General features: G+C 68.3%; 22 protein-coding genes. 12 read left to right on the top strand and 10 right to left on the bottom strand.

The window, feature by feature from the left end; all coding sequences use genetic code 11:
* Positions 1 to 7: 7 nt before the first annotated feature.
* Both bamA and L3V85_RS27480 read right to left on the bottom strand, forming a co-directional pair.
* Positions 8 to 2410 (bottom strand): outer membrane protein assembly factor BamA, encoded by a 2403-nt coding sequence (gene bamA, locus L3V85_RS27485; protein ID WP_237675820.1) that lies wholly within the window; start codon positions 2408 to 2410, stop codon positions 8 to 10.
* A 75-nt stretch (positions 2411 to 2485) separates the two neighbouring features.
* Positions 2486 to 3094, bottom strand: coding sequence for a nuclease-related domain-containing protein (locus tag L3V85_RS27480; RefSeq protein WP_237675819.1), 609 nt, complete (start codon positions 3092 to 3094; stop codon positions 2486 to 2488).
* Between the two features lie 213 nt (positions 3095 to 3307).
* Between L3V85_RS27480 and L3V85_RS27475 the strand changes: the two genes are divergently transcribed.
* The 9 genes from L3V85_RS27475 to L3V85_RS27435 all read left to right on the top strand — a co-directional run bounded on the left by L3V85_RS27475 (position 3308) and on the right by L3V85_RS27435 (position 10756).
* Positions 3308 to 4465: a porin gene (locus L3V85_RS27475; RefSeq protein ID WP_237675818.1), complete on the top strand. Its 1158-nt coding sequence runs from the start codon at positions 3308 to 3310 to the stop codon at positions 4463 to 4465.
* Between the two features lie 85 nt (positions 4466 to 4550).
* A complete protein-coding gene (locus L3V85_RS27470; protein ID WP_237675817.1) occupies positions 4551 to 4769 on the top strand; it encodes a hypothetical protein in 219 nt (72 codons plus the stop codon).
* Positions 4766 to 5377, top strand: coding sequence for an ATP-binding protein (locus L3V85_RS27465; RefSeq protein ID WP_237675816.1), 612 nt, complete (start codon positions 4766 to 4768; stop codon positions 5375 to 5377). Before L3V85_RS27470 ends, L3V85_RS27465 begins: the two co-directional genes overlap by 4 nt.
* Positions 5378 to 5591: 214 nt before the next feature.
* Positions 5592 to 6275: a response regulator transcription factor gene (locus tag L3V85_RS27460; protein ID WP_237675815.1), complete on the top strand. Its 684-nt coding sequence runs from the start codon at positions 5592 to 5594 to the stop codon at positions 6273 to 6275.
* Positions 6272 to 7642: a sensor histidine kinase gene (locus tag L3V85_RS27455; protein WP_237675814.1), complete on the top strand. Its 1371-nt coding sequence runs from the start codon at positions 6272 to 6274 to the stop codon at positions 7640 to 7642. The genes L3V85_RS27460 and L3V85_RS27455 overlap by 4 nt, the downstream gene beginning before the upstream one ends.
* 130 nt (positions 7643 to 7772) lie before the next feature.
* Positions 7773 to 8261, top strand: a complete 489-nt coding sequence (locus L3V85_RS27450; RefSeq protein WP_237675813.1) for a tripartite tricarboxylate transporter TctB family protein — start codon at positions 7773 to 7775, stop codon at positions 8259 to 8261.
* A gap of 37 nt (positions 8262 to 8298) precedes the next feature.
* On the top strand, positions 8299 to 9810 hold the full coding sequence (locus L3V85_RS27445; RefSeq protein WP_237675812.1) for a tripartite tricarboxylate transporter permease: 1512 nt from the start codon (positions 8299 to 8301) through the stop codon (positions 9808 to 9810).
* A 99-nt stretch (positions 9811 to 9909) separates the two neighbouring features.
* A complete protein-coding gene (locus tag L3V85_RS27440) occupies positions 9910 to 10434 on the top strand; it encodes a hypothetical protein (protein WP_237675811.1) in 525 nt (174 codons plus the stop codon).
* A gap of 142 nt (positions 10435 to 10576) precedes the next feature.
* Positions 10577 to 10756, top strand: a complete 180-nt coding sequence (locus L3V85_RS27435; protein WP_237675810.1) for a DUF3606 domain-containing protein — start codon at positions 10577 to 10579, stop codon at positions 10754 to 10756.
* A gap of 23 nt (positions 10757 to 10779) precedes the next feature.
* On the opposite strand, the gene ureG is transcribed toward L3V85_RS27435, so the two are convergent.
* The 7 genes from ureG to L3V85_RS27400 all read right to left on the bottom strand — a co-directional run bounded on the left by ureG (position 10780) and on the right by L3V85_RS27400 (position 15797).
* Entirely contained in the window at positions 10780 to 11430 is a 651-nt protein-coding gene (ureG, locus tag L3V85_RS27430; protein ID WP_237675809.1) for an urease accessory protein UreG, read from the bottom strand.
* Between the two features lie 15 nt (positions 11431 to 11445).
* Positions 11446 to 12114, bottom strand: coding sequence for an urease accessory protein UreF (locus L3V85_RS27425; protein WP_237675808.1), 669 nt, complete (start codon positions 12112 to 12114; stop codon positions 11446 to 11448).
* Positions 12115 to 12126: 12 nt separating this feature from the next.
* Positions 12127 to 12741, bottom strand: a complete 615-nt coding sequence (ureE, locus tag L3V85_RS27420; protein WP_237675807.1) for an urease accessory protein UreE — start codon at positions 12739 to 12741, stop codon at positions 12127 to 12129.
* 91 nt (positions 12742 to 12832) lie between these two features.
* On the bottom strand, positions 12833 to 14551 hold the full coding sequence (gene ureC / locus L3V85_RS27415; protein ID WP_237675806.1) for an urease subunit alpha: 1719 nt from the start codon (positions 14549 to 14551) through the stop codon (positions 12833 to 12835).
* Complete coding sequence (locus tag L3V85_RS27410; RefSeq protein ID WP_093057422.1) at positions 14551 to 14856, bottom strand: urease subunit beta; 306 nt, start codon at positions 14854 to 14856, stop codon at positions 14551 to 14553. Before L3V85_RS27410 ends, ureC begins: the two co-directional genes overlap by 1 nt.
* A 13-nt stretch (positions 14857 to 14869) precedes the next feature.
* Entirely contained in the window at positions 14870 to 15469 is a 600-nt protein-coding gene (locus L3V85_RS27405; protein ID WP_237675805.1) for a HupE/UreJ family protein, read from the bottom strand.
* 25 nt (positions 15470 to 15494) lie between these two features.
* Positions 15495 to 15797, bottom strand: coding sequence for an urease subunit gamma (locus tag L3V85_RS27400; protein ID WP_237675804.1), 303 nt, complete (start codon positions 15795 to 15797; stop codon positions 15495 to 15497).
* Between the two features lie 104 nt (positions 15798 to 15901).
* Here L3V85_RS27400 and L3V85_RS27395 point away from each other — a divergent pair, with 104 nt between their 5' ends.
* From L3V85_RS27395 to L3V85_RS27385, 3 genes are all read left to right on the top strand, one after another.
* Positions 15902 to 19540: a hybrid sensor histidine kinase/response regulator gene (locus L3V85_RS27395; protein WP_237675803.1), complete on the top strand. Its 3639-nt coding sequence runs from the start codon at positions 15902 to 15904 to the stop codon at positions 19538 to 19540.
* 29 nt (positions 19541 to 19569) lie between these two features.
* Entirely contained in the window at positions 19570 to 20577 is a 1008-nt protein-coding gene (locus L3V85_RS27390; protein WP_237680662.1) for a response regulator transcription factor, read from the top strand.
* Between the two features lie 127 nt (positions 20578 to 20704).
* Positions 20705 to 21364, top strand: coding sequence for a hypothetical protein (locus L3V85_RS27385; RefSeq protein WP_237675802.1), 660 nt, complete (start codon positions 20705 to 20707; stop codon positions 21362 to 21364).
* A gap of 7 nt (positions 21365 to 21371) precedes the next feature.
* On the opposite strand, the gene L3V85_RS27380 is transcribed toward L3V85_RS27385, so the two are convergent.
* Positions 21372 to 22292, bottom strand: a complete 921-nt coding sequence (locus L3V85_RS27380) for a LysR substrate-binding domain-containing protein (protein WP_237675801.1) — start codon at positions 22290 to 22292, stop codon at positions 21372 to 21374.
* Positions 22293 to 22318 lie beyond the last annotated feature (26 nt).

Raw genomic sequence — 22318 nt, 5'->3', positions numbered from 1 at the left:
CCCCGGCTCAGAAAGACGTTCCGATCTGGAACTGGAAGCGCTGCGTGCGGTCGGCCGCGATGTTGTTGGCCGTGTCTTCCTTCTGGTAGAGCAGCGGCACCGCGTACGCCAGCCGCAGCGGCCCCAGCGGCGAGATCCAGCTGATGCCGATGCCGGCAGAGGCGCGCAGGCGGTTCTGCGCCTTCCACTGCGCGTCCGTCATGCTGGCGGTGCGATCGGCGAACACGTTGCCCGCGTCCAGGAAGGTGTAGAGCCGCAGCGTGCGGTCGTTGCCCGCGCCGGGGAAGGGCGTGCTGAACTCCATGTTGAAGATCGCCTTGCGCGTGCCGCCCAGGGCGCCGTCGGTGACCGAATCCTTCGGGCCCAGCGAGTTCTGCTCGAAGCCGCGGATCGAGCCCAGGCCGCCGGCGTAGAAGTTCTTGAAGATCGGGTAGGTGCTGTCGCCCAGCGCCCGCGCATAGCCCAGCTGGCCGTTGATGGCCAGCGTGTACTGCTTGGACAGCGGAAAGTACTGCTGGTACTGGTAGTTGGTCTTCAGGTAGCGCAGCTCGCTGCCCACGCCCACTTCGAGGTTGGCGCTCTGCAGCTTGCCGCGCGTGGGCACCAGCGCGCTGTCGCGGTCGTCGCGCGACCAGCCCAGCGTGGCCGGGATGCCCACCACGCTCGACTTCGCGCAGGTCACGCTCGGCGCGGTGCCCGTGCACTTGAAGTAGTCGAGGTAGGCCTGCGGCGTGGCGGTGTACACGTAGGAGCCATCGACCAGCGCATAGGTGCCGTTGGTGCCGGGCGTGAACGAATAGCGCTCCACGCCGATGCCCAGGAACACCGTGTCCTGCTCGCCCACCGGGAAACCGAAGCGCACCGAGCCGCCGTCGCTGGCCAGCTTGTAGTTGCCGTCGGCCTCGTAGTAGGGGCGCGTGGTGGTGTGGAACACGTTCAGCGTGCGCGAGATGCCGTCCTTGGTGAAGTAAGGGTCGGTGGCCGTGAGCGAGATGGTGCGGTTGTACGAGCTGGTGTTCACGTTCAGCCCCAGGTAGTTGCCGCTGCCGAACACGTTCTCCTGGGTGATGCCGAAGCTCAGCGACACCTTGTCGGTCGACGAATAGCCCGCGCCCAGCTGCAGCGAGCCGGTGGGCTTCTCGGTCACGTTCACCGCCAGGTCGACCTGGTCCGGCGAGCCGGGCACGTCGATGGTGTCCACGCTCACGTCGGTGAAGAAGCCCAGGCGGTCGATCCGGTCGCGCGAGGCCTTGATCTTGTTGCCGTCGTACCAGGCGCCTTCGTACTGGCGGAACTCGCGGCGGATCACTTCGTCGCGCGTCTTGGCGTTGCCGCCGATGTTGATGCGACGCACATAGGCGCGCCGCGAGGCCTCGGCCTTCAGCACGAGGGTGACGCGGTTGTTCGCGCGGTCGATCTCGGGCTCCGCCGTCACGCGCGCGAAGGCATAGCCGAAGGTGCCGAAGTAGTCGGTGAAGGCCTTGGTGGTGGCGGCCACGGCTTCGCCGTTGTAGGGCTGGCCGGGGCGGATGGTGACCAGGGTCTTGAACTCGTCGTCGCGGCCCATGTAGTCGCCCGCCAGCTTCACGCCGGCCACCGCGAACTTCTCGCCCTCGGTGATGTTGATGGTCAGCACGATGGTCTGCCGGTCCGGCGATATGGCCACCTGCGTCGAGTCGATGCGGAACTCCAGATAGCCGCGCGTGATGTAGAAGGAGCGCAGCGTTTCCATGTCGCCGCTGAACTTGGTGCGCGAGTACTGGTTCGACTTCGTGTACCAGGCGAGCCAGCCGCCGGTGTCCTGGTCGAACAGGTCGAGCAGCGTGCTTTCGCTGAAGGCCTTGTTGCCCACCACGTGCACTTCCCTGATGCGCGCGGGCTCGCCTTCGGTCACCGTGAAGGTCAGGTTCACGCGGTTGTTCTCCAGCGGCGTGACGGTGGTGATCACCTGTGCGTTGTACAAGCTGCGGCTGATGTACTGCCGCTTGAGCTCCTGCTCGGCGCGGTCGGCCAGCGCCTTGTCGAAGGCCTGCCCCTCGGCCAGGCCGATCTCGCGCAGCGCCTTCTGCAGCGCGGCCTTGTCGAACTCCTTGGCGCCCACGAAGTCGACGTCGGCGACGGCGGGGCGCTCCTCGACCACCACCACCAGCACGTTGCCGTTCACGTCGATGCGCACATCCTTGAACAGGCCCAGCTTGAACAGCTCGCGGATGGCGTTGGCGCCGCGCTCGTCGCTGTAGGTGTCGCCGGTGCGAAGGCCCATGGTGGCGAACACGGTGCCGGGCTCGACGCGCTGCAGGCCTTCGAGGCGGATGTCCTTGACGGTGAAAGGATCGGTGGCCCATGCGGGGAGGGCCGCCAGCGAGGCGAGCAGCACGGCGGCCGCTGCGAGGGACTTCGGTAGATGCATCGCCGCATGGTCCGCGTCAATGTCGTAGAAATTTGGGACTCCCCGTGTTCGCCGGGGTTGTGCTGTTTCCGGGCGTTACTGCAGCCTTTCGCGGCAGTTCTGCTCGTGGTCTTCGATCGACAGCGTCCCTTGTATTTCCAGCAGGCGCGCCACCGTGCGGTCGATGCCCTGCGCGTCGAGCAGGCGATAGGTGCGCGCGGTGCGCCCGTTGTTGCGCACCAGGCGCGCGATGTAAGGCAGGTCCTGCTGGGTGATGACCGCCGCGGGCATCACGCCTTCCAGCTCGATGCCTTCGCACGGCAGCAGCACGAAGTACTGCAGGCGCAGGTCGTCGGGCAGCAGGCTGCGCAGCTGCGTGGTCTTGCGCCCGCCCTGCCAGGCGGGGTCTTTCACTTCGCGCGCGTTCTTGCAGCCGTTCACCTGAAGAAACCAGCGCGGCGGCGACTGGTCCGACTTCTTGCGGTAGACGAAGGCATTGCGCCAGGCCTTGATCTCGAACAGGTAGACGCCGGTCTCGCACACCACCACGGCGTCGAGGCGCGCGGTGCGCACCGCATGCCCCTCGGGCATGGGAATGACGAGGTTGCGAAGAATGCGCAGGTGCGAGAAGGCGGGGCTGAATGCGTTGGCGAGCTGTTGCGCGCCCAGCGACGAAGCGATGGTGCTTTGCAAGGCAATGGTCATGGATGGAACTCCTTCGGCCTCGAAGCATTGCGCGGCTTCTGGGAGACTTTTCGTACGAGGTGTTTCCGGCGGTGGCGTGCGCGATGGGCCTGCGATGTGCACGCAAACAACAGTCCGCGCAAAGACGAGGCATTCACAAGATTCCTCCGAATTTGGACGAGACCATGCGTGACTGCCGCTCGATGTAGAGCGGTTGAAACCGGAGAAACCTGAATGAAGAAATCCCTCACGGCATTCGCTGCCCTGGCCGTCTGTGGCCTGGCCTCTGCCCAATCGTCCGTCACGCTGTTCGGCGTGGTCGACGCCGCCGTCACCTACCAGTCGGCGACTTCGCGCGACCCGGTCACCGGCGCCACGATCAAGTCGAGCAAGACCAGCCTGGGTAACTCCGGCTACAACTCCAGCCGCATCGGCTTCCGCGGCACCGAAGACCTCGGCGGCGGCCTGGCCGCGAGCTTCTGGCTCGAAGCACCCATCACCAACGACGACGGCGCCACCGGCATCTCCACCTTCAGCCGCCGCTCCACCGTGAGCCTGTCCGGTGGCTTCGGCGAACTGCGCCTGGGCCGCGACTACACGCCCACCTTCTGGAACGACACCGTGTTCGACCCCTTCGGCACCAACGGCTCCGGCACCAACGTGATCAGCACCGTCAGCGGCAACACCACCATCAACAACGCCAACTACGTGCGTGCCAGCAACTCGGTGGGCTACTTCCTGCCGCCGAACCTGGGCGGCTTCTACGGCCAGTTGCAATACGCCTTCGACGAGAACACCAGCACCAGCGCCACCAGCACCACGGCCGCGACCAGCAGCAACGCGGGCCGCTACGTGGGCGGGCGCTTCGGCTATGCCAACGGCCCGCTGGACGTGGCGCTGGGCGTGGGCCAGAGCATCGCGGTGGACACCACCACGCTGGAGCGCAAAGTGCAGACCATCAACCTGGGCGCTTCGTACGACTTCGGCCCGGTCAAGCTGTTCGGCGAACTGTCGAACGTGAAGAACAAGTTCGACACGGCGCTCACGAACACGCACGACAGCTACAACGGCTACCTGATCGGCGCGACGGTGCCGGTGGGCGCGGGCCTGATCCGCGCGTCGTACTCGCAGGTGCGCTACAACGAAGGCGCGGCCGGTGTCACGGGCGAGGATCCGCTGGCACGCAAGCTGGCCATCGGCTACGTGCACAACCTGTCCAAGCGCACCGCGCTGTACGCGACGATCGCGCGCGTGAACAACCGCAACGACGTGAACTACACCGGCAGCCTGGTCTCGGCCAGCACCACGGGCTACGGCAGCACCGGCGTGACCTACACGGGCCTGCCGCGCTCGTCGACCGGGTACGACTTCGGCATTCGCCACGCGTTCTGACGCTGGTTTCGCGCCGCGCGGGGAAAGAGGGCGCGTGCCCTCTTTCTTCGTTGCCCGTTCGTTCATCCACAGCAACGAGTTTTCAATGAACCGACTCCGACTCCTCGCGGGCGCCCTGGCGGGTGCAAGCCTTGCGGGCTGCATCGTCCTGCCCCCGCCGCCCATGCCCTACCGCCCGCCGCCGCCACAGTTCGTTCCCCGCATGCAGGCGCCGGGCTGGCAGGCCTGCGAAGCGCCGCGGCCCGGCCCGGGCAATGACTGCGCGCGCGGCGCCGACGCGCCGCCCGAGGGAGCCCGCCGATGACCGGCGGACTGCAGACCGGCCATCTCGGCACCATCATCGCCGGCGCGATTCTTCTCGGCCTCGGCGGCGTGATCTGCATGATGGGTTCGCTGTTCGTCGCCAACCTGCGGCAGGGCGCGAAGGCGCGCGAGCTCGCGGCGCAATCCGCGCGGGACATGCGGCATCGGCTGGGCGCGAGCCGCGTGCACGACCTGCGGCCGCTGCTGGGCGCGGCCTCGGGCGACACGGCCCGCGAGGCCATCCGACTGGACATCCAGCTGCCGCGGGAGGCCGTGCCCGTGCTCGCGATCGAGTCGGAGCTGGGCGAACTCTTCGCCAAGGTCACGGCCTATGCCGCCAGCGTGATGCGCGCCGATGCCACGCTGCAGGTGTCCGCGCATGCGGACGGCAAGCAGGCCGTGATCCACTGGCGCGACCTCGATGCCGTCGATGCGCGGCCGCCCCTTGCCGGGTTCTTCGACAGCACGCATGCGGCGATCGTGAGAGCCAGCGCCAAGGCCTGCGAGCGCATTGCCAGCCACCACGGCGGGCGCATCTATTCGGCGCCGCACGCCAGCGGCGTGCTGGGCCTCACGCTGCGCCTGCCGCTTCTTCAGCCGCAGGCATAGCAGCCCAACATGGACAAATGGTAATGAAGCGGCGCCGCATTCTCTGGTTGAATCGCGGCTAGGATCGTCCCGGCGGCGCCCGGATGGACGGTGGGCCGGCCGACTCCATTGCCATGAGCACCAGAACGCAGCCCCTCCCCGATCTTCTTCATTCGCCGGTCTACCCCGCTGCCCCGCACGAGGGCGCGGCGCCGAGGTGCTAGGCGCCACCGCCATGTGGCGCTGCCTCATCGTCGAGGACGACGCCGACAACGCCCGCTACATTGCCGAGGGCTTCCGTTCGCTCGGCCACGTGGCCGTGATCAGCCGTGACGGCACCGACGCGCTGGCCCGTGCCACCGGCGAGTCGTGGGACTTGGTGATCCTCGACCGCATGCTGCCCAACGAGGTCGACGGGCTGTCCATTCTTTCGACGATGCGCGCGCTCGGCAAGAAGACGCCGGTGCTGGTGCTCAGCGCGCTGAGCGCGCTCGACGAGCGCGTGCGCGGCCTCAAGGCCGGCGGCGACGACTACCTTGCCAAGCCCTTCGCCTTCTCGGAACTCGCGGCGCGGGCCGAGGCGCTGGTGCGGCGCTCGCGCACCGGGCCAGAGATCCGCCTGCTGCAACTGGCCGACCTCACGCTCGATCTCGCGCGCCGCCACGTGGAGCGCGCGGGCCGGCCCATCGCGCTGCAGCCGCGCGAGTTCAGGCTGCTGGCCTACCTGATGATGCATCCGGGCCAGGTGGTCACCCGCACCATGCTGCTGGAGGCCGTGTGGGACTACCAGTTCGATCCGCAGACCAACGTGATCGACGTGCAGGTGAGCCGGCTGCGCGGCAAGCTCGACGCGGGCGGTGCGCCGACGCTGATCCACACCGTGCGCGGCGTGGGCTACACGCTGGCACCGCCGCAATGATCCGCACGCTGCGCCAGCTGTGGCGCTCGGTGGGTTTCCGGCTGGCCTTCTACTACGGGCTGCTGGTCGCGATCACCATGCTCGCGGCGCTGGCCATCGTCTACATGCAGACCGTGGGCGTGCTGCAGCAGCGCATGGTGCGCCAGGTGTCGGCCAGCATGCAGCAGCTGATGGTGCGCTACGACGCGCGCGGCGCCGACGGCGTGGTGGGCGAGATCGGTTATGCGCTGGCCGACGGACGCAACTCCGACAACGAGATCTATCTGCTCACCGACCGCGAGGGCCGCAAGCTCGCGGGCAACCTCGACCAGATTCCCTCGCTGGCGCCGGACGCCGGCGACGGCGTGCACCGGCGCGTGGTGCGCTCGGGCCAGAGCGCCATCGGTTACATCGTGATGCGGCACCTGTCCGACGGCGGCCTGCTGGTGGTGGGGCACGACCTGCGCGACCAGGAGTCGATCGAGTCGCTGGTCGCCAGCGCGAGCGCGGCGGCGGGCATCGTGGCGGTGCTGCTGCTGATCGGCGGCACCTTCGTGTTCCGCCAGGAGCTGGAGCGCAGCGTGGGCGCGGTGCGGCGCACCGCGGCGCGCATCGCGGCCGGCGAACTGCAGGAGCGGGTCGAGCCTTCGGGCGAGGAAGACGAATTCGCATTGCTGGAGCACGACATCAACGCGATGCTCGACCGCATCCAGTCGCTGATGGACGGCGTGCGCCATGTGTCCAACACCATCGCGCACAACCTGCGCACGCCGCTCACGCGCGTGCTGGTGCGGCTGCGCGCGGTGGAGCAGGAACTGGGCGCGGGCGACCCGCAGCGCGAGGCCGTGGCCACGGCCATTCGCGAGCTCGAGGAACTGGCCGTGGTGTTCGAGAAGCTGCTGCAGATCGCCGAGGTCGAGGCCGGCGCGCGGCGGCAGCAGTTCGCGCAGGTGGCGCTGCATGTCATTGCCGACGACGTGGCCGAGCTGTACGAGGCGGTGGCCGAGATGCGCGGCATCACGCTGCTGCGCGAGCCGGCCGACAGGGCCTTCGCGCTGGGCGACCGCGACCTGCTCGCCGGCGCGGCGGCCAACCTGCTGGACAACGCGCTCAAGTACGCGGGCGGCGGCGCCACGGTGCGCATCGGCACGCACACGGTGGACGGCAGGGCGCAGCTGTTCGTGCAGGACAACGGCCCCGGCGTTCCGCCCACCGAGTTCGAGCGCATCGGCGTGCGCTTTCATCGCCTGGACCGCAGCACGCCGGGGCACGGCCTCGGGCTGGCCAGCGTGCAGGCCGTGGTCGCGCTGCACGGCGGCAAGCTGCAGCTGGGCGATGCCGCGCCGGGCCTGCGCGTGTGCATCGACCTGCCGATGGCCGGCGACTGACGCACGGACCCCGCAGGTTCCCCACATTGCCGAACGGCAATGTTTTGTTCATACACACCGGGCTCCTGAATTCCTAGGATCGGCTGCGCACGTCTTGTGCCGATCAATGCAGTTCCAGGAGACATCAACGGTGAGAATCAAGAGTCAGAGAGACTTCTGCTCAGGCGTACTTTTCAGCGCCTTCGGCGTGGCCTTCGCATGGGGAGCCACGACCTACAACGTCGGCAGCGGCGCCCGCATGGGCCCGGGCTACTTTCCCCTGATCGTGGGCATCCTCATTGCCCTCATGGGCGTGCTCATCACGCTCAAGGCGCTCAGCGTGGAAACGGAAGACGGCGAGCCCATCGGCAGCATCGCATGGAAGCCGCTGGTCTTCATCATCGGCGCGAACCTGATCTTCGGCGTGCTGCTGGGCGGCCTGCCGAGCATCGGCCTGCCGTCGATGGGGCTGATCGTGGCGATCTACGCGCTGACCTTCATCGCCAGCCTGGCGGGCGACAACTTCGGCTGGAAGGGCGTGACCGTGCTCGCGAGCATCCTCGCGCTGGGCAGCTACCTGGCCTTCGTGGTGGCGCTGAAGCTGCAGTTCCAGGTGTGGCCGACCTTCATCTCCGGCTGATGCACGAAGAAGAACAACAAGACCAAAGACAAGACACATGGACCTGATTACCAATCTCTCGATCGGCTTCGGCGTCGCCTTCACGGCGCAGAACCTCGTCTACGCCTTCGTGGGCTGCCTGCTGGGCACCCTGATCGGCGTGCTGCCGGGCATCGGCCCGGTCGCGACCATCGCGATGCTGCTGCCCGCGACCTATGCGCTGCCCCCCGTGTCGGCGCTGATCATGCTGGCCGGCATCTACTACGGCGCGCAGTACGGCGGCTCCACCACCGCGATTCTGGTGAACCTGCCGGGCGAATCCTCGTCGGTGGTGACCGTGATCGACGGCTACCAGATGGCCAGAAAAGGCAGGGCCGGGCCCGCGCTCGCTGCGGCGGGCCTGGGCTCGTTCTTCGCGGGTTGCGTGGGCACGCTGATCCTGGCCGCCTTCGCGCCGCCGCTCACTGAACTCGCCTTTAAGTTCGGCCCCGCCGAATATTTCTCGCTGATGATCCTGGGCCTGATCGGTGCCGTGGTGCTGGCCTCGGGCTCGCTGCTCAAGGCCATCACGATGATCCTGTTGGGCCTGGCCCTGGGCCTGGTGGGGACCGACGTGAATTCGGGCGTGGCGCGCTACAGCTTCGACATTCCGGAGCTGACCGACGGCATCGGCTTCATCGCCATCGCCATGGGCGTGTTCGGCTACGGCGAAATCATCGCCAACCTGGCCGTGCCGGAGCATGAGCGCGAAGTGTTCACCGCCAAGGTGAAGGGCCTGTGGCCCACCAAGCAGGACTTCAAGGACATGACGCCTGCCGTGCTGCGTGGCACCGCGCTGGGCTCCGCCCTGGGCATCCTGCCGGGCGGCGGCGCGCTGCTGTCGGCCTTCGCGGCCTACACCATCGAGAAGAAGATCAAGCTCAAGCAGGGCGAGATCGCCTTCGGCAAGGGCAACATCCGCGGCGTGGCCGGCCCCGAGTCGGCCAACAACGCCGGCGCGCAGACCTCCTTCATTCCGCTGCTGACGCTGGGCATTCCGCCCAACGCCGTGATGGCGCTGATGGTGGGCGCGATGACCATCCACAACATCCAGCCCGGCCCGCAGGTCATGACCAGCAACCCGGAACTGTTCTGGGGCCTCATTGCCTCGATGTGGATCGGCAACCTGATGCTGATCGTGCTGAACCTGCCGATGATCGGCATCTGGATCAAGCTGCTGACCATTCCCTACAAGTGGCTCTTCCCGTCGATCGTGCTGTTCTGCGCGGTGGGCGTGTACTCGGAGAACAACAACACCTTCGACGTGTGGATGGTGGCGATCTTCGGCATCGTGGGCTACCTGTTCCTCAAGCTCAAGTGCGAGCCCGCGCCGCTGCTGCTGGGCTTCATCCTGGGCCCGATGATGGAAGAGAACCTGCGCCGCGCGCTGCTGCTGTCGCGCGGCGACTGGAGCGTGTTCGTCACGCGTCCGCTGTCGGCGGGCCTGCTGATCGCCGCAGCGCTGCTGCTGGTGCTGGTGCTGCTGCCTTCGGTGAAGGCCAAGCGCGAAGAAGCCTTCGTCGAGGACTGAGGCACGGGCCGCCCGGCAGGCCCGGGCGCAGGAGGCAACGGCCCGCATGGAACTCCGCGTCATACTCGCGGTCCCACGGTGCCGCTGCCTTCCTCCCCGATGCCAACCTTGCGATCCACTGTTTCACTGACTCTTATCCGGGCGCTTGCTGCAAGCGCCCTTGTCGTTTCCGGCGCCCTGCATGCGCAGGCCCTGCCGCCGGGCGTGCGGCTGGGCATGACGGCCGACGAACTCCAGGCCGCGCTGCCCGCCGCCGAGCGCGTGCAGCGGCCCCAGCGCCTGGGCGGCGGCCTTCTCGGCAGCTGGCGCGGGGCACCCGTGCAAATGGCCGGGCTGCTGTTCGAACCCACCTTCTTCTTTGCCGCCTCGGAGCTGCGCCGCGTCGAGTACGTGGCGACGGCGCAAGGCGCCTCCGACAGCGGCGCTGCCGCCTTTGCCGCGCTCGTGCAATGGGGCCGCGGCATGTTCGGCAACGAACTGGCCTCGCGCGACCCGGGCAGCGCGTATGCCGCATGGGTGAGCAACGACACCGACGTCTATGTGCAGCAGGTCAGCGACCCGCGCCGCGCGAGCGTACGGCTGGTCTACAAGGCACGGCAGCTGCGGGACGGCAGCGAACTCTGAAGCGACCCCGGGAAGAATAAAGCGGCGGGTAGGACGATGTCCTGCACGCCGCGTCGGCGTCGTCCGGCTGGCGGCGGGCGAGGGGCATGGAGACTGCGTCTCCTGTCCTTCAACCCCATTTCTTCCCCTTCAGGAGACGACGATGCCCGACGACAGCGAGATCCGCATTCCGCAGGACGATGAGCGGATCGATGTCACCGACCTCAAGGAGGTCGACTACTGGACCCAGTGGTTCGGCGTGAGCGAGGAGCGCCTTCGCACCGCCGTGGCTTCGGCGGGCACGGTCAAGGACGATCTGCGGGTCTACCTCGGCCTGCCTTGAATTGATGGTCTTGTCGGGCGGCCTCAGCCCGCGGCGAGCATGCCGCGTTCCTCGATGAACGACACCACCTCGGCCACGCCCGTGAGCGTCTTGAGGTTGGTCATCACGTAGGGGCGCTGGCGGCGCATGCGCTGGGTGTCCTGTTCCATCACGTCGAGGTTCGCGCCCACATAAGGCGCGAGATCGGTCTTGTTGATGACGAAGAGGTCGCTCTTGGTGATGCCGGGGCCGCCCTTGCGCGGAATCTTCTCGCCGGCCGCCACGTCGATCACGTAGATGGTGAGGTCCGACAGCTCGGGGCTGAAGGTGGCCGCGAGGTTGTCGCCACCCGATTCGACGAACACCACGTCGGCGTCCGGAAAGTCCTCGAGCATGCGGTCGATGGCCTCGAGGTTGATCGACGCGTCTTCGCGGATGGCGGTGTGAGGGCAGCCGCCCGTCTCCACGCCCATGATGCGCTCGGCCGGCAGCGCGCCGGCCACGGTCAGCAGGCGCTGGTCTTCCTTGGTGTAGATGTCGTTGGTGATGGCGATGAGGTCGTACTTGTCGCGCATCGCCTTGCAGAGCATTTCGAGCAGCGTGGTCTTGCCGGAACCGACCGGGCCGCCGATGCCCACGCGCAGCGGGGGCAGTCTCTTGGTGCGGTGGGGAATGTGGTGCAGGGCGGAGGTCATGGAAGGGTGTCCGGTTCAGCTTCGGAAGAGGCGGGAATATTGTGTTTCATGGCGTGCCGACAACACCGCCAGCAGGGGCGCGAAGGCCTGGCGCTCGTCGTCGCCGAGGGCGATGGCGCGGGTGACGGCTTCGGGAATTTCGTTCGACAGCCGCCCGAGGATGCGCTGGCCCGCGCTCTGGCCCAGCGGCACGGCCTTGACGGCGGCGGCGACCATGTTCTCGGCCCAGCCGAAGGCGAAGGCCAGGCAGCAGTCGTGCACCGTGGCATCGGTGCGGCTGGCCGCGAAGGCGAAGGCGATGGGGTAGCTCGCGGGCAGGTCGGCGAAGACTTGGGCGGTGTCGGCGTGGTGCAGCTTGAGCCACTCGACGAAGGAGCGGCCCATCTGCTCGGTCTGCAGGAAGAATTCGGCGGATTCGCGGGTGGCCAGCACCCAGTCGTTGAGCTGGCGGACACGCTTCGTGTCGTTGGCGCGCCAGGCTTGCACGGCCTGTGCGAAGACGGCAAGGTCGCCGCGCGCGAAGCTCAGGTGCAACTGGTCGGCGAGCCATTCGGCGGCGCGCGGTTCGGAATCGACACCGGCCCATTCGACGGCCGCTTCCACGCCTTCGGAGTAGGAGAAGCCGCCCACGGGCAGCGCCGGAGAGGCGAGCCAGATCAGCTGCAGCAGGCTTTGGGCGGACACGTCGGCGGTTGTTCAGTGCGAGTGGCCATGAGGGCCGTGGCCATGGTCGTCGCCCAGCAGTTCCGGCGCGAGCACGAGCGGCTTCGGGCCCTTGCTGCCGCTGTCGCCATGCGAGTGGCCATGATGGTGGTCATGGCCGTGGTGATCGTGGCCGTGGCCGTGCGAATGCTCGTGCGAGCCATAAGCGCCGCCCTCGGGCTCGAAGGCCTCGTCGACGGCCACCACGATCAGGTGCATCGACCGCAGCATGTCGGCCAGCACATGGTCGGGCTCGATCTTCAGGTGGTCGGGCTTCAGCTCGATCGGCACGTGCCGGTTGCCCAGGTGGTAGGCGGCGCGCGTCAGGTCGAAAGGCGTGCCGTGGGCGGTGCAGTGCGTGATGCGCAGGACGGGCTGCGGCGCCGCGATCACGCGCACCAGCGAGCCGTCCTCGGCCACCAGCACGTCGCCACCCCGCACGGCCGTGCCGCGCGGCAGGAACACGCCGATCTGGCGGCCCTGCGAGTCGGTGGCGTCGAAGCGGCTCTTCTGGCGGATGTCCCAGTCGAGCTCGATGGTGGCTGCGCGCTTGAGCAGCACGGGCGCGAGGCCGCGGCCCTGGGGCATGAGTTTGTTGGCGGTGAGCATGATGCAAATGGAGCGCCCCTGAAAGGCGCCCGCTGGCTGGATGAATACCTTCGAGGATACGCAGCCTGTCAAGCAGGCGCACGCCCGGGTCTCAGAACAGGAAATACCGCTGCGCCATGGGCAGCAGCTTGGCCGGCTCGCAGGTCAGCAGGTTGCCGTCGGCGCGCACCGCGTAGGTCTGCGCGTCGATCTCCATCTTCGGCGTGTAGCCGTTGTGGATCAGGTCCTTCTTGCGCACGCCGCGGATGTTCTTCACCGCGCTCAGGTGCTTGGCCAGGCCGTAGCGTTCCTTGATGCCCGATGCCAGCCCGGCCTGCGAGACGAAGGTGAGCGAGCTTTTCGCGAGCGAGCCGCCGTAGGCGCCGAACATCGGGCGGTAGTGCACCGGCTGCGGCGTGGGGATCGATGCGTTCGGGTCGCCCATGGCCGCCATCGCGATGGTGCCGCCCTTCAGGATGGTGAATGGTTTCACGCCGAAGAAGGCCGGCTTCCAGATCACGATGTCGGCCCACTTGCCGACTTCGAGCGAGCCCACCTCGTGCGCGATGCCGTGCGCGATGGCGGGGTTGATCGTGTACTTGGCGACGTAGCGCCGAGCGCGGAAGTTGTCGTTGCGCGCACTGTCCTCGGGTAGCGTGCCGCGCTGCAGCTTCATCTTGTGCGCGGTCTGCCAGGTGCGAATGATGACCTCGCCGACGCGGCCCATGGCCTGGCTGTCGGAGCTGAACATGCTGATGGCGCCCAGGTCGTGCAGCACGTCTTCCGCGGCGATGGTTTCCTTGCGGATGCGCGATTCGGCGAAGGCCAAATCTTCCGGAATACCGGCGTCCAGGTGGTGGCACACCATGAGCATGTCGACGTGCTCGTCGAGCGTGTTCACGGTGTAGGGCATCGTGGGGTTGGTGGAAGAGGGCAGGAAGTTGGCCTCGCCCACCACGCGCAGGATGTCGGGCGCATGGCCGCCGCCCGCGCCTTCGGTGTGGAAGGCGCAGATGGCGCGTCCGCCCACGGCGGCGATGGTGTTCTCGACGAAGCCCGATTCGTTGAGCGTGTCGCTGTGGATGGCCACCTGCGTGTCGGTGGCGTCGGCCACGTCCATGCAGTTGCTGATGGCCGCGGGCGTGGTGCCCCAGTCTTCATGCAGCTTCAGGCCGATGACGCCTGCCTCGATCTGCTCTTGCAGCGCGTGCGGCAGGCTCGCGTTGCCCTTGCCGAGGAAGCCCAGGTTCATCGGGAAGGCGTCGGCCGCCTGCAGCATGCGCTCGATGTGCCAGGGCCCGGGCGTGGAGGTGGTCGCGAAGGTGCCGGTGGCGGGGCCGGTGCCGCCGCCGAGCATGGTGGTCACGCCGGAGGACAGCGCCTCCTCGATCTGCTGCGGGCAGATGAAGTGGATGTGGCTGTCGATGCCGCCGGCGGTGACGATGTTGCCCTCGCAGCTGATGATCTCGGTGCCGGGGCCGATGACGATGTCCACGCCCGGCTGCACGTCGGGGTTGCCGGCCTTGCCGATGGCGGCGATGCGGCCGTCCTTCAGGCCGATGTCGGCCTTGACGATGCCCCAGTGGTCGAGGATGAGCGCGTTGGTGAGCACGGTGTCGACCGCGCCCTGTGCCCGGGTGCGCTGCGATTGCGCCATGCCGTCGCGGATGGTCTTGCCGCCGCCGAACTTCACTTCCTCGCCGTAGCCGCCGGCGCGCAGGGTGTAGTCGGCCTCGACTTCGATCAGCAGTTCGGTGTCCGCAAGGCGTACGCGGTCGCCCACCGTGGGGCCGAAGATTTCCGCGTAGGCGCGTCTGCCAATGGTCGCCATCAGAGTTTTCCTTGAACGAGGCCGCGAAAGCCGTAGACGATGCGATCGCCGGAAAAGTCGACCAGCTCGACCGTGCGCTGCTGGCCCGGCTCGAAGCGCACCGCGGCGCCCGAGGCGATGTTCAGCCGCATGCCGCGCGCGGCCTCGCGGTCGAAGCCGAGCGCGCCGTTGGTCTCGGCGAAGTGATAGTGCGAGCCGACCTGGATCGGCCGGTCGGCGGTGTTCTGCACCACCAGCGTGAGGGTGCGGCGGCCGGGGTTGAGCGCGTGCTCGCCGTCGTCGGTGAAGAGTTCGCCGGGAATCATGAGCGGCCCTGCCTCAGATTGCCTGCGCGAGCAGCGTGGCGCCCAGGCCGACCACCGCGGCGCCGGCCACGCGCGGCAGCCAGGCGTTGGCATGGCGCAGCGCCCAGCCCACCGCGATGCCGGCCGCGTGCAGCAGCACCGTTGCGCTGACCATGCCGGCCAGCGTGAGGGCGGCGCCCTGTTCGCTCGCGAGTTCGTAGCCGTGGGCCACGCCGTGGAAGACGGCGAACACGCCGACCACGGCCATCGCCACCACGGCCGGCAGGTGCACGCGCGTGACCACCAGCAGGCCCAGCACCAGCAGCGAGGCCGCGATCATCGGCTCGACCGCCGGCAGCTGCACGCCGGCCAGCCCCATCAACGCACCCGCCAGCAGCATGCCGGCGAAGGCCAGCGGCGCCCACAGCAGGTCGGGCCAGGCCCGGCGCGCGGCCAGCGCGCTCCACAGGCCGACCGCGACCATCGCGGCCAGGTGGTCGGCGCCGGTCAGCGGGTGCATGAAGCCGGTGACGAATCCGTGGTGCATGCCGCCGTCGACGCCGGTGTGGGCGCTGGCCGCGAGCGGCAGCAGCAAGGCGGCGAGGGCAAGGGTTCTGGAAATGTTGTGGCGCATGGAAAGTCCTTTTGTTCTTCGAGTTTCAGACAATGGGCTGGTGGACGGTCACGAGCTTGGTGCCGTCGGGGAAGGTGGCTTCGATCTGGATGTCCGGGATCATCTCGGCGATGCCTTCCATCACGTCGGCGCGGGTGAGCACGTTGCGCCCGTCGCTCATGAGTTCGGCGACGCTCTTGCCGTCGCGCGCGCCTTCCATCACGGCGGCGGAGATCAGGGCGATGGCTTCGGGGTAGTTCAGCTTCAGGCCGCGTGCCTTGCGGCGTTCGGCGAGCAGCGCCGCGGTGAAGATCAGCAGCTTGTCTTTTTCGCGCGGGGTCAGTTCCATGGGATTGGCATCGGGTGGCGGGGAGAGGCGGTCATTATGGGCAAGCTGGCTTCTTTGCAACAGTCGTGCCCTGTTCGCCAAAAGCCGTACGGATGGCACGGAAGATGCACCGAAACGGTGTGAACCCTGAAGCCGCCACAACCACCCCGGACGACGCCCCGCAGCGCATCGTCAAGGTGCGGCGCGACTACAACAGCTGGGTCGCCAGCGAAACGCTGGAAGACTACGCCCTGCGCTACACCCCGCAGCGCTTTCGCAAGTGGTCCGAATGGCGGGTGGCGAACACGGCCTTCGGGGCGGCGTCTTTCCTGATCCTGGAGGCGGTGGGCGCCACGCTGCTGGTGCAGTACGGCTTCGCCAACGCCTTCTGGGCGATCCTGGCGACCGGACTCATCATCTTCCTGGCAGGCCTGCCGATCAGCGTGTACGCGGCGCGCTACGGCGTCGACATGGACCTGCTCACGCGCGGCGCGGGCTTCGGCTACATCGGCTCCACGCTCACTTCGCTGATCTACGCGAGCTTCACCTTCATCTTCTTCGCGCTCGAGGCGGCGGTGATGGCCTATGCGCTGGAGCTGGCGCTGGGCATCCCGCCGGTCTGGGGCTACCTGGTGTGCGCGCTGGTGGTGATTCCGCTGGTCACGCACGGGGTGTCGGCCATCAGCCGGCTGCAGCTGTGGACGCAGCCGCTGTGGCTGCTGATGCTGGTCGTGCCTTTCGGCTATGTGCTGATGCGCGATCCTGGTGCTTTCGCGGGCATTGTGCACTACAACGGTGTCAGGGCCGGCACGCAGGGCTTCAATCTGCACCTCTTTGGCGCTGCGCTCACGGTCGGCATCGCGCTGATCACGCAGATGGGCGAGCAGGCCGACTACCTTCGCTTCATGCCCGCGCGCACCGCGGCCACGGCGCGCCGCTGGTGGGCCGGCGTGCTGGCCGGCGGGCCGGGCTGGGTGGTGCTGGGGGTGCTCAAGATGCTGGGCGGGGCGCTGCTGGCCTACCTGGCGATCACGCACATGGTGCCGGCCGAACGCGCGGTCGACCCCAACCAGATGTACCTGGCGGCCTACGAGTACGTGTTTCCGAACTACGGCTGGGCGGTGGCGGCCACGGCGCTGTTCGTGGTGATCTCGCAGCTCAAGATCAACGTCACCAACGCCTATGCCGGCTCGCTGGCATGGAGCAACTTCTTCTCGCGCGTGGCGCACAGCCACCCGGGGCGGGTGGTGTGGGTGGTGTTCAACGCGCTGATCGCCTTCATGCTGATGGAGATGAACGTGTTCGAGGCGCTGGGCGACGTGCTCGGGCTGTTCGCCAACATCGCCATCGCCTGGATGATGGCCGTGGTGGCAGACCTGGTCATCAACAAGCCGCTGGGACTGTCGCCGCCGGGCATCGAGTTCAAGCGCGCGCACCTGTGGGACATCAACCCGGTGGGTGTGGGCGCGATGGCGCTGGCCTCGGGGCTTTCGATCACCGCGCACCTGGGCCTGTTCGGGCCGTTGGCGCAGGCGTTCTCTGCATTGATCGCGCTGGGCACGGCGCTGGTGGCCTCGCCGCTGCTGGCATGGGCCACGGGCGGCAAGTACTACCTGGCGCGCGGCTCGTGGGCGCATGGCGCCGTGGCCTTCGCGCCCGCGCCGGGGCCCCGCGCGGTGCGCTGGGCGAAGGTGGAGCATGACGACAGCGGCCAGGGCAGCTACCGGCGCCTCACGGTGCAGCACTGCGTGATCTGCGAGCGCGAGTACGAAGGCCCCGACATGGCTCATTGCCCGGCCTACCAGGGCGCCATCTGCTCGCTGTGCTGCACGCTCGACGCTCGCTGCGGCGACCTGTGCAAGCCGCACGCTAGCCTGTCGGCGCAGTGGTCGGCGGTGCTGCGCTGGCTGCTGCCGCGGCGCAGCTGGCGCTACCTGGATACGGGGCTGGGCCACTTCCTGCTGCTGATGCTGGTCATCGTGCCGCTGCTGGCGGTGGTGTTCGGCGTGCTTTATCAGCAGGAGCTGCGCGCGTTCGGCGAAGGCGCGCTGGAGCTGGCTTCGCAGGCCGACGTGGCGGCCGCGCTGGCGGGCGTGCAGAAGCTGTCGCTGCGCTCGGGCTTTCTCAAGGCCTACATGGCGCTGCTGGTCATCGCGGGCATCGTGGCGTGGTGGCTGGTGCTGGCGCACCAGAGCCGCAAGGTGGCGCAGGAAGAATCGAACCGCCAGACGCACCTGCTGGTGCGCGAGATCGAGCTGCACCGCGAGACCGACCGCGCGCTGCAGGCGGCCAAGCAGGCGGCCGACGAGGCGCGCGAAGTGGCCGAGCACGCCAAGCTCGCGGCCGAACTCGCCAAGCAGGCCGCCGACCAGGCCAACCAGGCCAAGAGCCGCTACATCAGCGCCATCAGCCACGAGCTGCGCACGCCGCTCAACAGCATCCTGGGCTACGCGCAGCTGATGGGCGAAGACCAGTCGGTGCCGCCGCACCGGCAGCAGGCGGTGGCGGTCATCAAGCGCGGCGGCGAGCATCTGCTGTCGCTGATCGAAGGCACGCTGGCCATCGCCCACATCGAGGCTGGCAAGCTCACGCTGCATGCGCGGCCGATGCGCTTTGCCGACACGCTGCGCGAACTGGCCGACATGTTCGAGCTGCAGGCGGCGGAGAAGGGGCTGCAGTTCCGCTTCGAGGCCGCCGGCCCGTTGCCGGAGGTGGTGCGCGCGGACGAAAAGCGCGTGCTGCAGATCCTCATCAACCTGCTGGGCAATGCCATCAAGTTCACGGCGGCGGGGCAGGTGACGCTGCGGCTGGCCTATGCGCGCGAGTTCGCGTCGGTCGAGATCGAGGACACCGGCCCCGGCATGCCGCCCGAGGACATCGAGCGCATCTTCGAGCCCTTTGCGCGCGGCAATGCGGTGGGGGCGGCGGGCGCGTCGGCGGCGCCGGGCGCGGGGCTCGGGCTGACCATCGCGAAGATGCTGACCGACCTGATGGGCGGCGAGATGAAGGTGCGCAGCACGCCGGGCGAAGGCTCGCTGTTCTGCGTGCGGCTGTTCCTGCCGCGCGTGCACGACACCGTGGGCGGCATCGGCCGGCCGCTGCCTGTGCAGCGCGCGCGGCGCGGCTACGAAGGCCCGCGCCGCCGCCTGCTGGTGGTCGACAACGAGGAAGCCGACCGCGACCTGCTGGGCCATGTGCTCGCGCCGCTGGGCTTCGAGCTGCGCAGCGCGGCCAGCGGGCACGACGCGCTGGACCTGATCGCCGCCGGCTACCGGCCCGACGCGATGTTCGTCGACCTCGCCATGCCCGGCATCGACGGCTGGGAGACCATCCGTCGCGCGCGCAAGCTGGGGCTGACCGAGGCCTCGGTGGCCATCGTCTCGGCCAACGCTTTCGACAAGGGACTCGACAACGACGTGGGCATCGCGCCCGAGGACTTCTTCGTCAAGCCGGTGCGGCACACCGAACTGCTCGACTGGCTGGAGCGCAGGCTGGGCCTGCAATGGACCGAGGCCGCCGCTGCGAAGCCCGTGCCGGCGGCGGCGCCGCGCGCGCTGCAGGCGCCTTCGCTGGCCCGGCTGCGGGCGCTCGAGGAGGCCGTGGGCCTGGGTTACTTCCGCGGCATCATGAACCAGCTCGACGACATCGACGCGGCGCAGCCCGAATGCATGGCATGGACCGAGGCCCAGCGCGCGCTGGCCCGGCAATTCCAGTTCGAAGCCATGAGCCGCGCGCTGGCCGAGGCCGCGGTGAGCGCGCCATGACGACGACCACCACCCCTTCGATACCGACCATGGAAACATCGCCGCTTGCCCGTACGCTGCGCGAGCAGCAGGGCGCCAACAGCGACCTCGTGCTGATCGTGGACGACGTGCCCGACAACCTCGCGGTGCTGCACGACGCGCTCGACGAATCGGGCTACACGGTGCTGATCGCCACCAACGGCGAGCAGGCCTTGCAGCGCGCCGCGCAGGCCCGGCCCGACATCGTGCTGCTCGACGCCATGATGCCGGGCATCGACGGCTTCGAGGTGGCGCGCCGGCTCAAGGCCGATGCCGCCACGGCGCACATTCCCATCGTGTTTATGACCGGCCTGACCGAGACCGAGCACCTGGTGGCCGCGCTGGAGGCGGGCGGTGTCGACTACGTCACCAAGCCCATCAAGCCGAAGGAAGTGCTGGCGCGCATGAACGTGCATCTGCAGGGCGCGCGCCGCGCCCGTCAGGACGCGCAGCAGGCCGGCCAGGCGCGCAACGCGCTCGATGCCTTCGGCTACGCGAGCATCACCGTGCGGCTGCCCGAGGGGCGGCTGATCTGGCAGACCGTGCTGGCGCGCGACCTGCTGCAGCGCTACTGCGAGACCCGTGCGCCCGAAACGCCGCCCGTCGTGCTCGAGTGGCTGCGCAAGCACGCGCCGGATGCACAGCAGCGCGGCATCGAGCCGCCGCCGCTGTCGATCGCCCAGGGGGCGGGCAGCCTCACGCTGCGGCTGCACCAGCAGACGGGCAGCGACGACGACGGCGACGAGTGGATGATCATCATGCGCGAGGTGTCCGGCACCGGCGTGATCGAGGCCATGAGCCTGAGCCTGAAGCTCACGGCGCGCGAAGCCGAGGTGCTCTACTGGGTGGTCAAGGGCAAGACCAACAAGGACATCGGCGAGATCCTGGGCAGCAGCCCGGCCACCGCCAAGAAGCACCTGGAGCGGGTGTACGTGAAGCTGGGTGTCGAGACCCGCACGGCCGCCGCCGGCGTGGCCATCAAGCGCATCCGGGAGCTGCAGCCGCAGTTCGAGATCTGAACGCCTCTTGAGCGGCGGGGCGCCGCGTCATGGCGTCGACTTTTGGCATTCCTAGAATGGCGCGGGGATGCTTTCGATGAAAAACAACAGGCAAGGAACGACAACACCACCGCTGCCCCGTGGCCGGATGCTTGCCGCTTCCTGTCTTGCGTTCGCAAGCCTGGGCGCACATGCCGCCGGGCATTTCGATGTGGACGATGCCGGCACGCTCGACCCGGGCCAATGCCAATACGAAACCTGGTGGGGCCGCGCCGGCGCGGAGCCGGTCACGGGCTTTCACTTCGGTCCGGCCTGCCGCGTGGGGCCGGTGGAACTGGGCCTGAACCTCGACCGCAACTCGGTGGGCGGCGTTCATTCGGTCACCGGCGGTCCGCAGGTCAAGTGGAACTTCCTCGGGCAGGCGCCCGACGCGCCGTTCAGCGCCGCCTTGTCGGCCAGCACCGTTTCCGACTTCAAGCGTGGCGGCCGCACGGGCGGGCAGTTCGTCGTGCCGATGACTTGGCGGCCCGCCAGCAGCCTGCAGGTGCACATGAACCTGGGCGCCGACTGGGCGCCCGGTACCGGCGTTCGCACGCCGCGCGGCGGGGCCGCCGTCGAATGGGCCCTGAACGACACGGTGTCGCTCATCGCCGAGCGAAACCGCGCGGCGGGCGAATGGACGACGCGCGTCGGCGGGCGCTTCAGCCTCACGCCGCTCATCAGCGTGGACGTGAGCACCTCGCGCACCGGCTCGCAGGGCTTGCGCGGCTTCGTGATCGGGCTCAACCACGAGTTCACCCTGAAGTGACCTGCGCTCAGCGCAGGTAGCGCAGGATCCGCTTTTCGTCCTCGGCCAGTTGCTGGCGCATCAGCGAGATGAAGTCGCGCGCGGTGGCCGACAGCACCTTGCCCGCGGGCATGGCCAGCAGGCAGGTGAAGTACACGTCGACCGAGAACTTGCGCACCACCAGGCCGCGTTCCGCATAGTCGAGCGCGGTGATCGGATTGACCAGGCCCACCCCCAGGCCGCGCAGCGCCATCTCGCAGACGCTGGCAGCATAGGGCGTCTGCACCAGCACGCGCAGCGCCACGCCGTGCGGTGCCAATGCGGCCTCCAGCCGCTGGTGCGAAGGGTCTTCGGGGTTCAGCGCGATGAAGGGCGCCTCGGCCAGCTGCTCCGGCTTGATGGTCTTGAAGCGCGCGAGCGCATGGTCCGGCGGCATCACCACCACGCCGGGGAAGCGCGCGAAGGTGGAGTGGTCGATGCCTTCGAGCGAGAGTTCGTCGGCCATCAGACCGAAGTCGGATATGCCCATGGCCACGCGGTCGCGCACGTCCTTGGAACTCAGCACCTGCAGCGACACCTGCGGCCAGGGGCTCGCGCCGCGGTGCGCCTTCAGCCGCGCCAGCGCGCGCGGCATGAAGCCCAGGCCGTAGGCCGGAAAGCAGCTCAGCTCGAGCTGGCTCACGCCGAAGTCGCGCAGGCTGCGCACCCGGTGCTCGATGGCGTCCATGCCGATGAACACCCGCTCGACCTCGATCCAGAGGGCGCGCGCCTCGGGCGTGGGCACCAGCCGGCCGCCGGTGCGTTCGAACAGCAGCATGCCCGCCTGTGCTTCGAGACGCTTGAGGGACTGGCTGATGGCGGGCTGCGTCAGATGCAGCAAGGCGGCGGCCTTGCGCGTGGAGCTGCCGCGCATCAGGGCCCGGAATGTCTCGATTTCGGCAAAGCGCATCGATAAGTTTTGTTATCGGTTGAGTA

This window comes from Variovorax paradoxus, from assembly GCF_022009635.1.
GTDB lineage: Bacteria > Pseudomonadota > Gammaproteobacteria > Burkholderiales > Burkholderiaceae_C > Variovorax.
This window is presented reverse-complemented; position numbering and strand designations above follow the sequence as displayed.

Coding starts and splice junctions, on each gene's coding strand:
- bamA (WP_237675820.1), bottom strand. CDS start 2,410: ATGCATCTACCGAAGTCCCTCGCAGCGGCCGCCGTGCTGCTCGCCTCG.
- L3V85_RS27480 (WP_237675819.1), bottom strand. CDS start 3,094: ATGACCATTGCCTTGCAAAGCACCATCGCTTCGTCGCTGGGCGCGCAA.
- L3V85_RS27475 (WP_237675818.1), top strand. CDS start 3,308: ATGAAGAAATCCCTCACGGCATTCGCTGCCCTGGCCGTCTGTGGCCTG.
- L3V85_RS27470 (WP_237675817.1), top strand. CDS start 4,551: ATGAACCGACTCCGACTCCTCGCGGGCGCCCTGGCGGGTGCAAGCCTT.
- L3V85_RS27465 (WP_237675816.1), top strand. CDS start 4,766: ATGACCGGCGGACTGCAGACCGGCCATCTCGGCACCATCATCGCCGGC.
- L3V85_RS27460 (WP_237675815.1), top strand. CDS start 5,592: ATGTGGCGCTGCCTCATCGTCGAGGACGACGCCGACAACGCCCGCTAC.
- L3V85_RS27455 (WP_237675814.1), top strand. CDS start 6,272: ATGATCCGCACGCTGCGCCAGCTGTGGCGCTCGGTGGGTTTCCGGCTG.
- L3V85_RS27445 (WP_237675812.1), top strand. CDS start 8,299: ATGGACCTGATTACCAATCTCTCGATCGGCTTCGGCGTCGCCTTCACG.
- L3V85_RS27440 (WP_237675811.1), top strand. CDS start 9,910: ATGCCAACCTTGCGATCCACTGTTTCACTGACTCTTATCCGGGCGCTT.
- L3V85_RS27435 (WP_237675810.1), top strand. CDS start 10,577: ATGCCCGACGACAGCGAGATCCGCATTCCGCAGGACGATGAGCGGATC.
- ureG (WP_237675809.1), bottom strand. CDS start 11,430: ATGACCTCCGCCCTGCACCACATTCCCCACCGCACCAAGAGACTGCCC.
- ureE (WP_237675807.1), bottom strand. CDS start 12,741: ATGCTCACCGCCAACAAACTCATGCCCCAGGGCCGCGGCCTCGCGCCC.
- ureC (WP_237675806.1), bottom strand. CDS start 14,551: ATGGCGACCATTGGCAGACGCGCCTACGCGGAAATCTTCGGCCCCACG.
- L3V85_RS27410 (WP_093057422.1), bottom strand. CDS start 14,856: ATGATTCCCGGCGAACTCTTCACCGACGACGGCGAGCACGCGCTCAAC.
- L3V85_RS27405 (WP_237675805.1), bottom strand. CDS start 15,469: ATGCGCCACAACATTTCCAGAACCCTTGCCCTCGCCGCCTTGCTGCTG.
- L3V85_RS27400 (WP_237675804.1), bottom strand. CDS start 15,797: ATGGAACTGACCCCGCGCGAAAAAGACAAGCTGCTGATCTTCACCGCG.
- L3V85_RS27395 (WP_237675803.1), top strand. CDS start 15,902: ATGCACCGAAACGGTGTGAACCCTGAAGCCGCCACAACCACCCCGGAC.
- L3V85_RS27390 (WP_237680662.1), top strand. CDS start 19,570: ATGGAAACATCGCCGCTTGCCCGTACGCTGCGCGAGCAGCAGGGCGCC.
- L3V85_RS27385 (WP_237675802.1), top strand. CDS start 20,705: ATGCTTGCCGCTTCCTGTCTTGCGTTCGCAAGCCTGGGCGCACATGCC.
- L3V85_RS27380 (WP_237675801.1), bottom strand. CDS start 22,292: ATGCGCTTTGCCGAAATCGAGACATTCCGGGCCCTGATGCGCGGCAGC.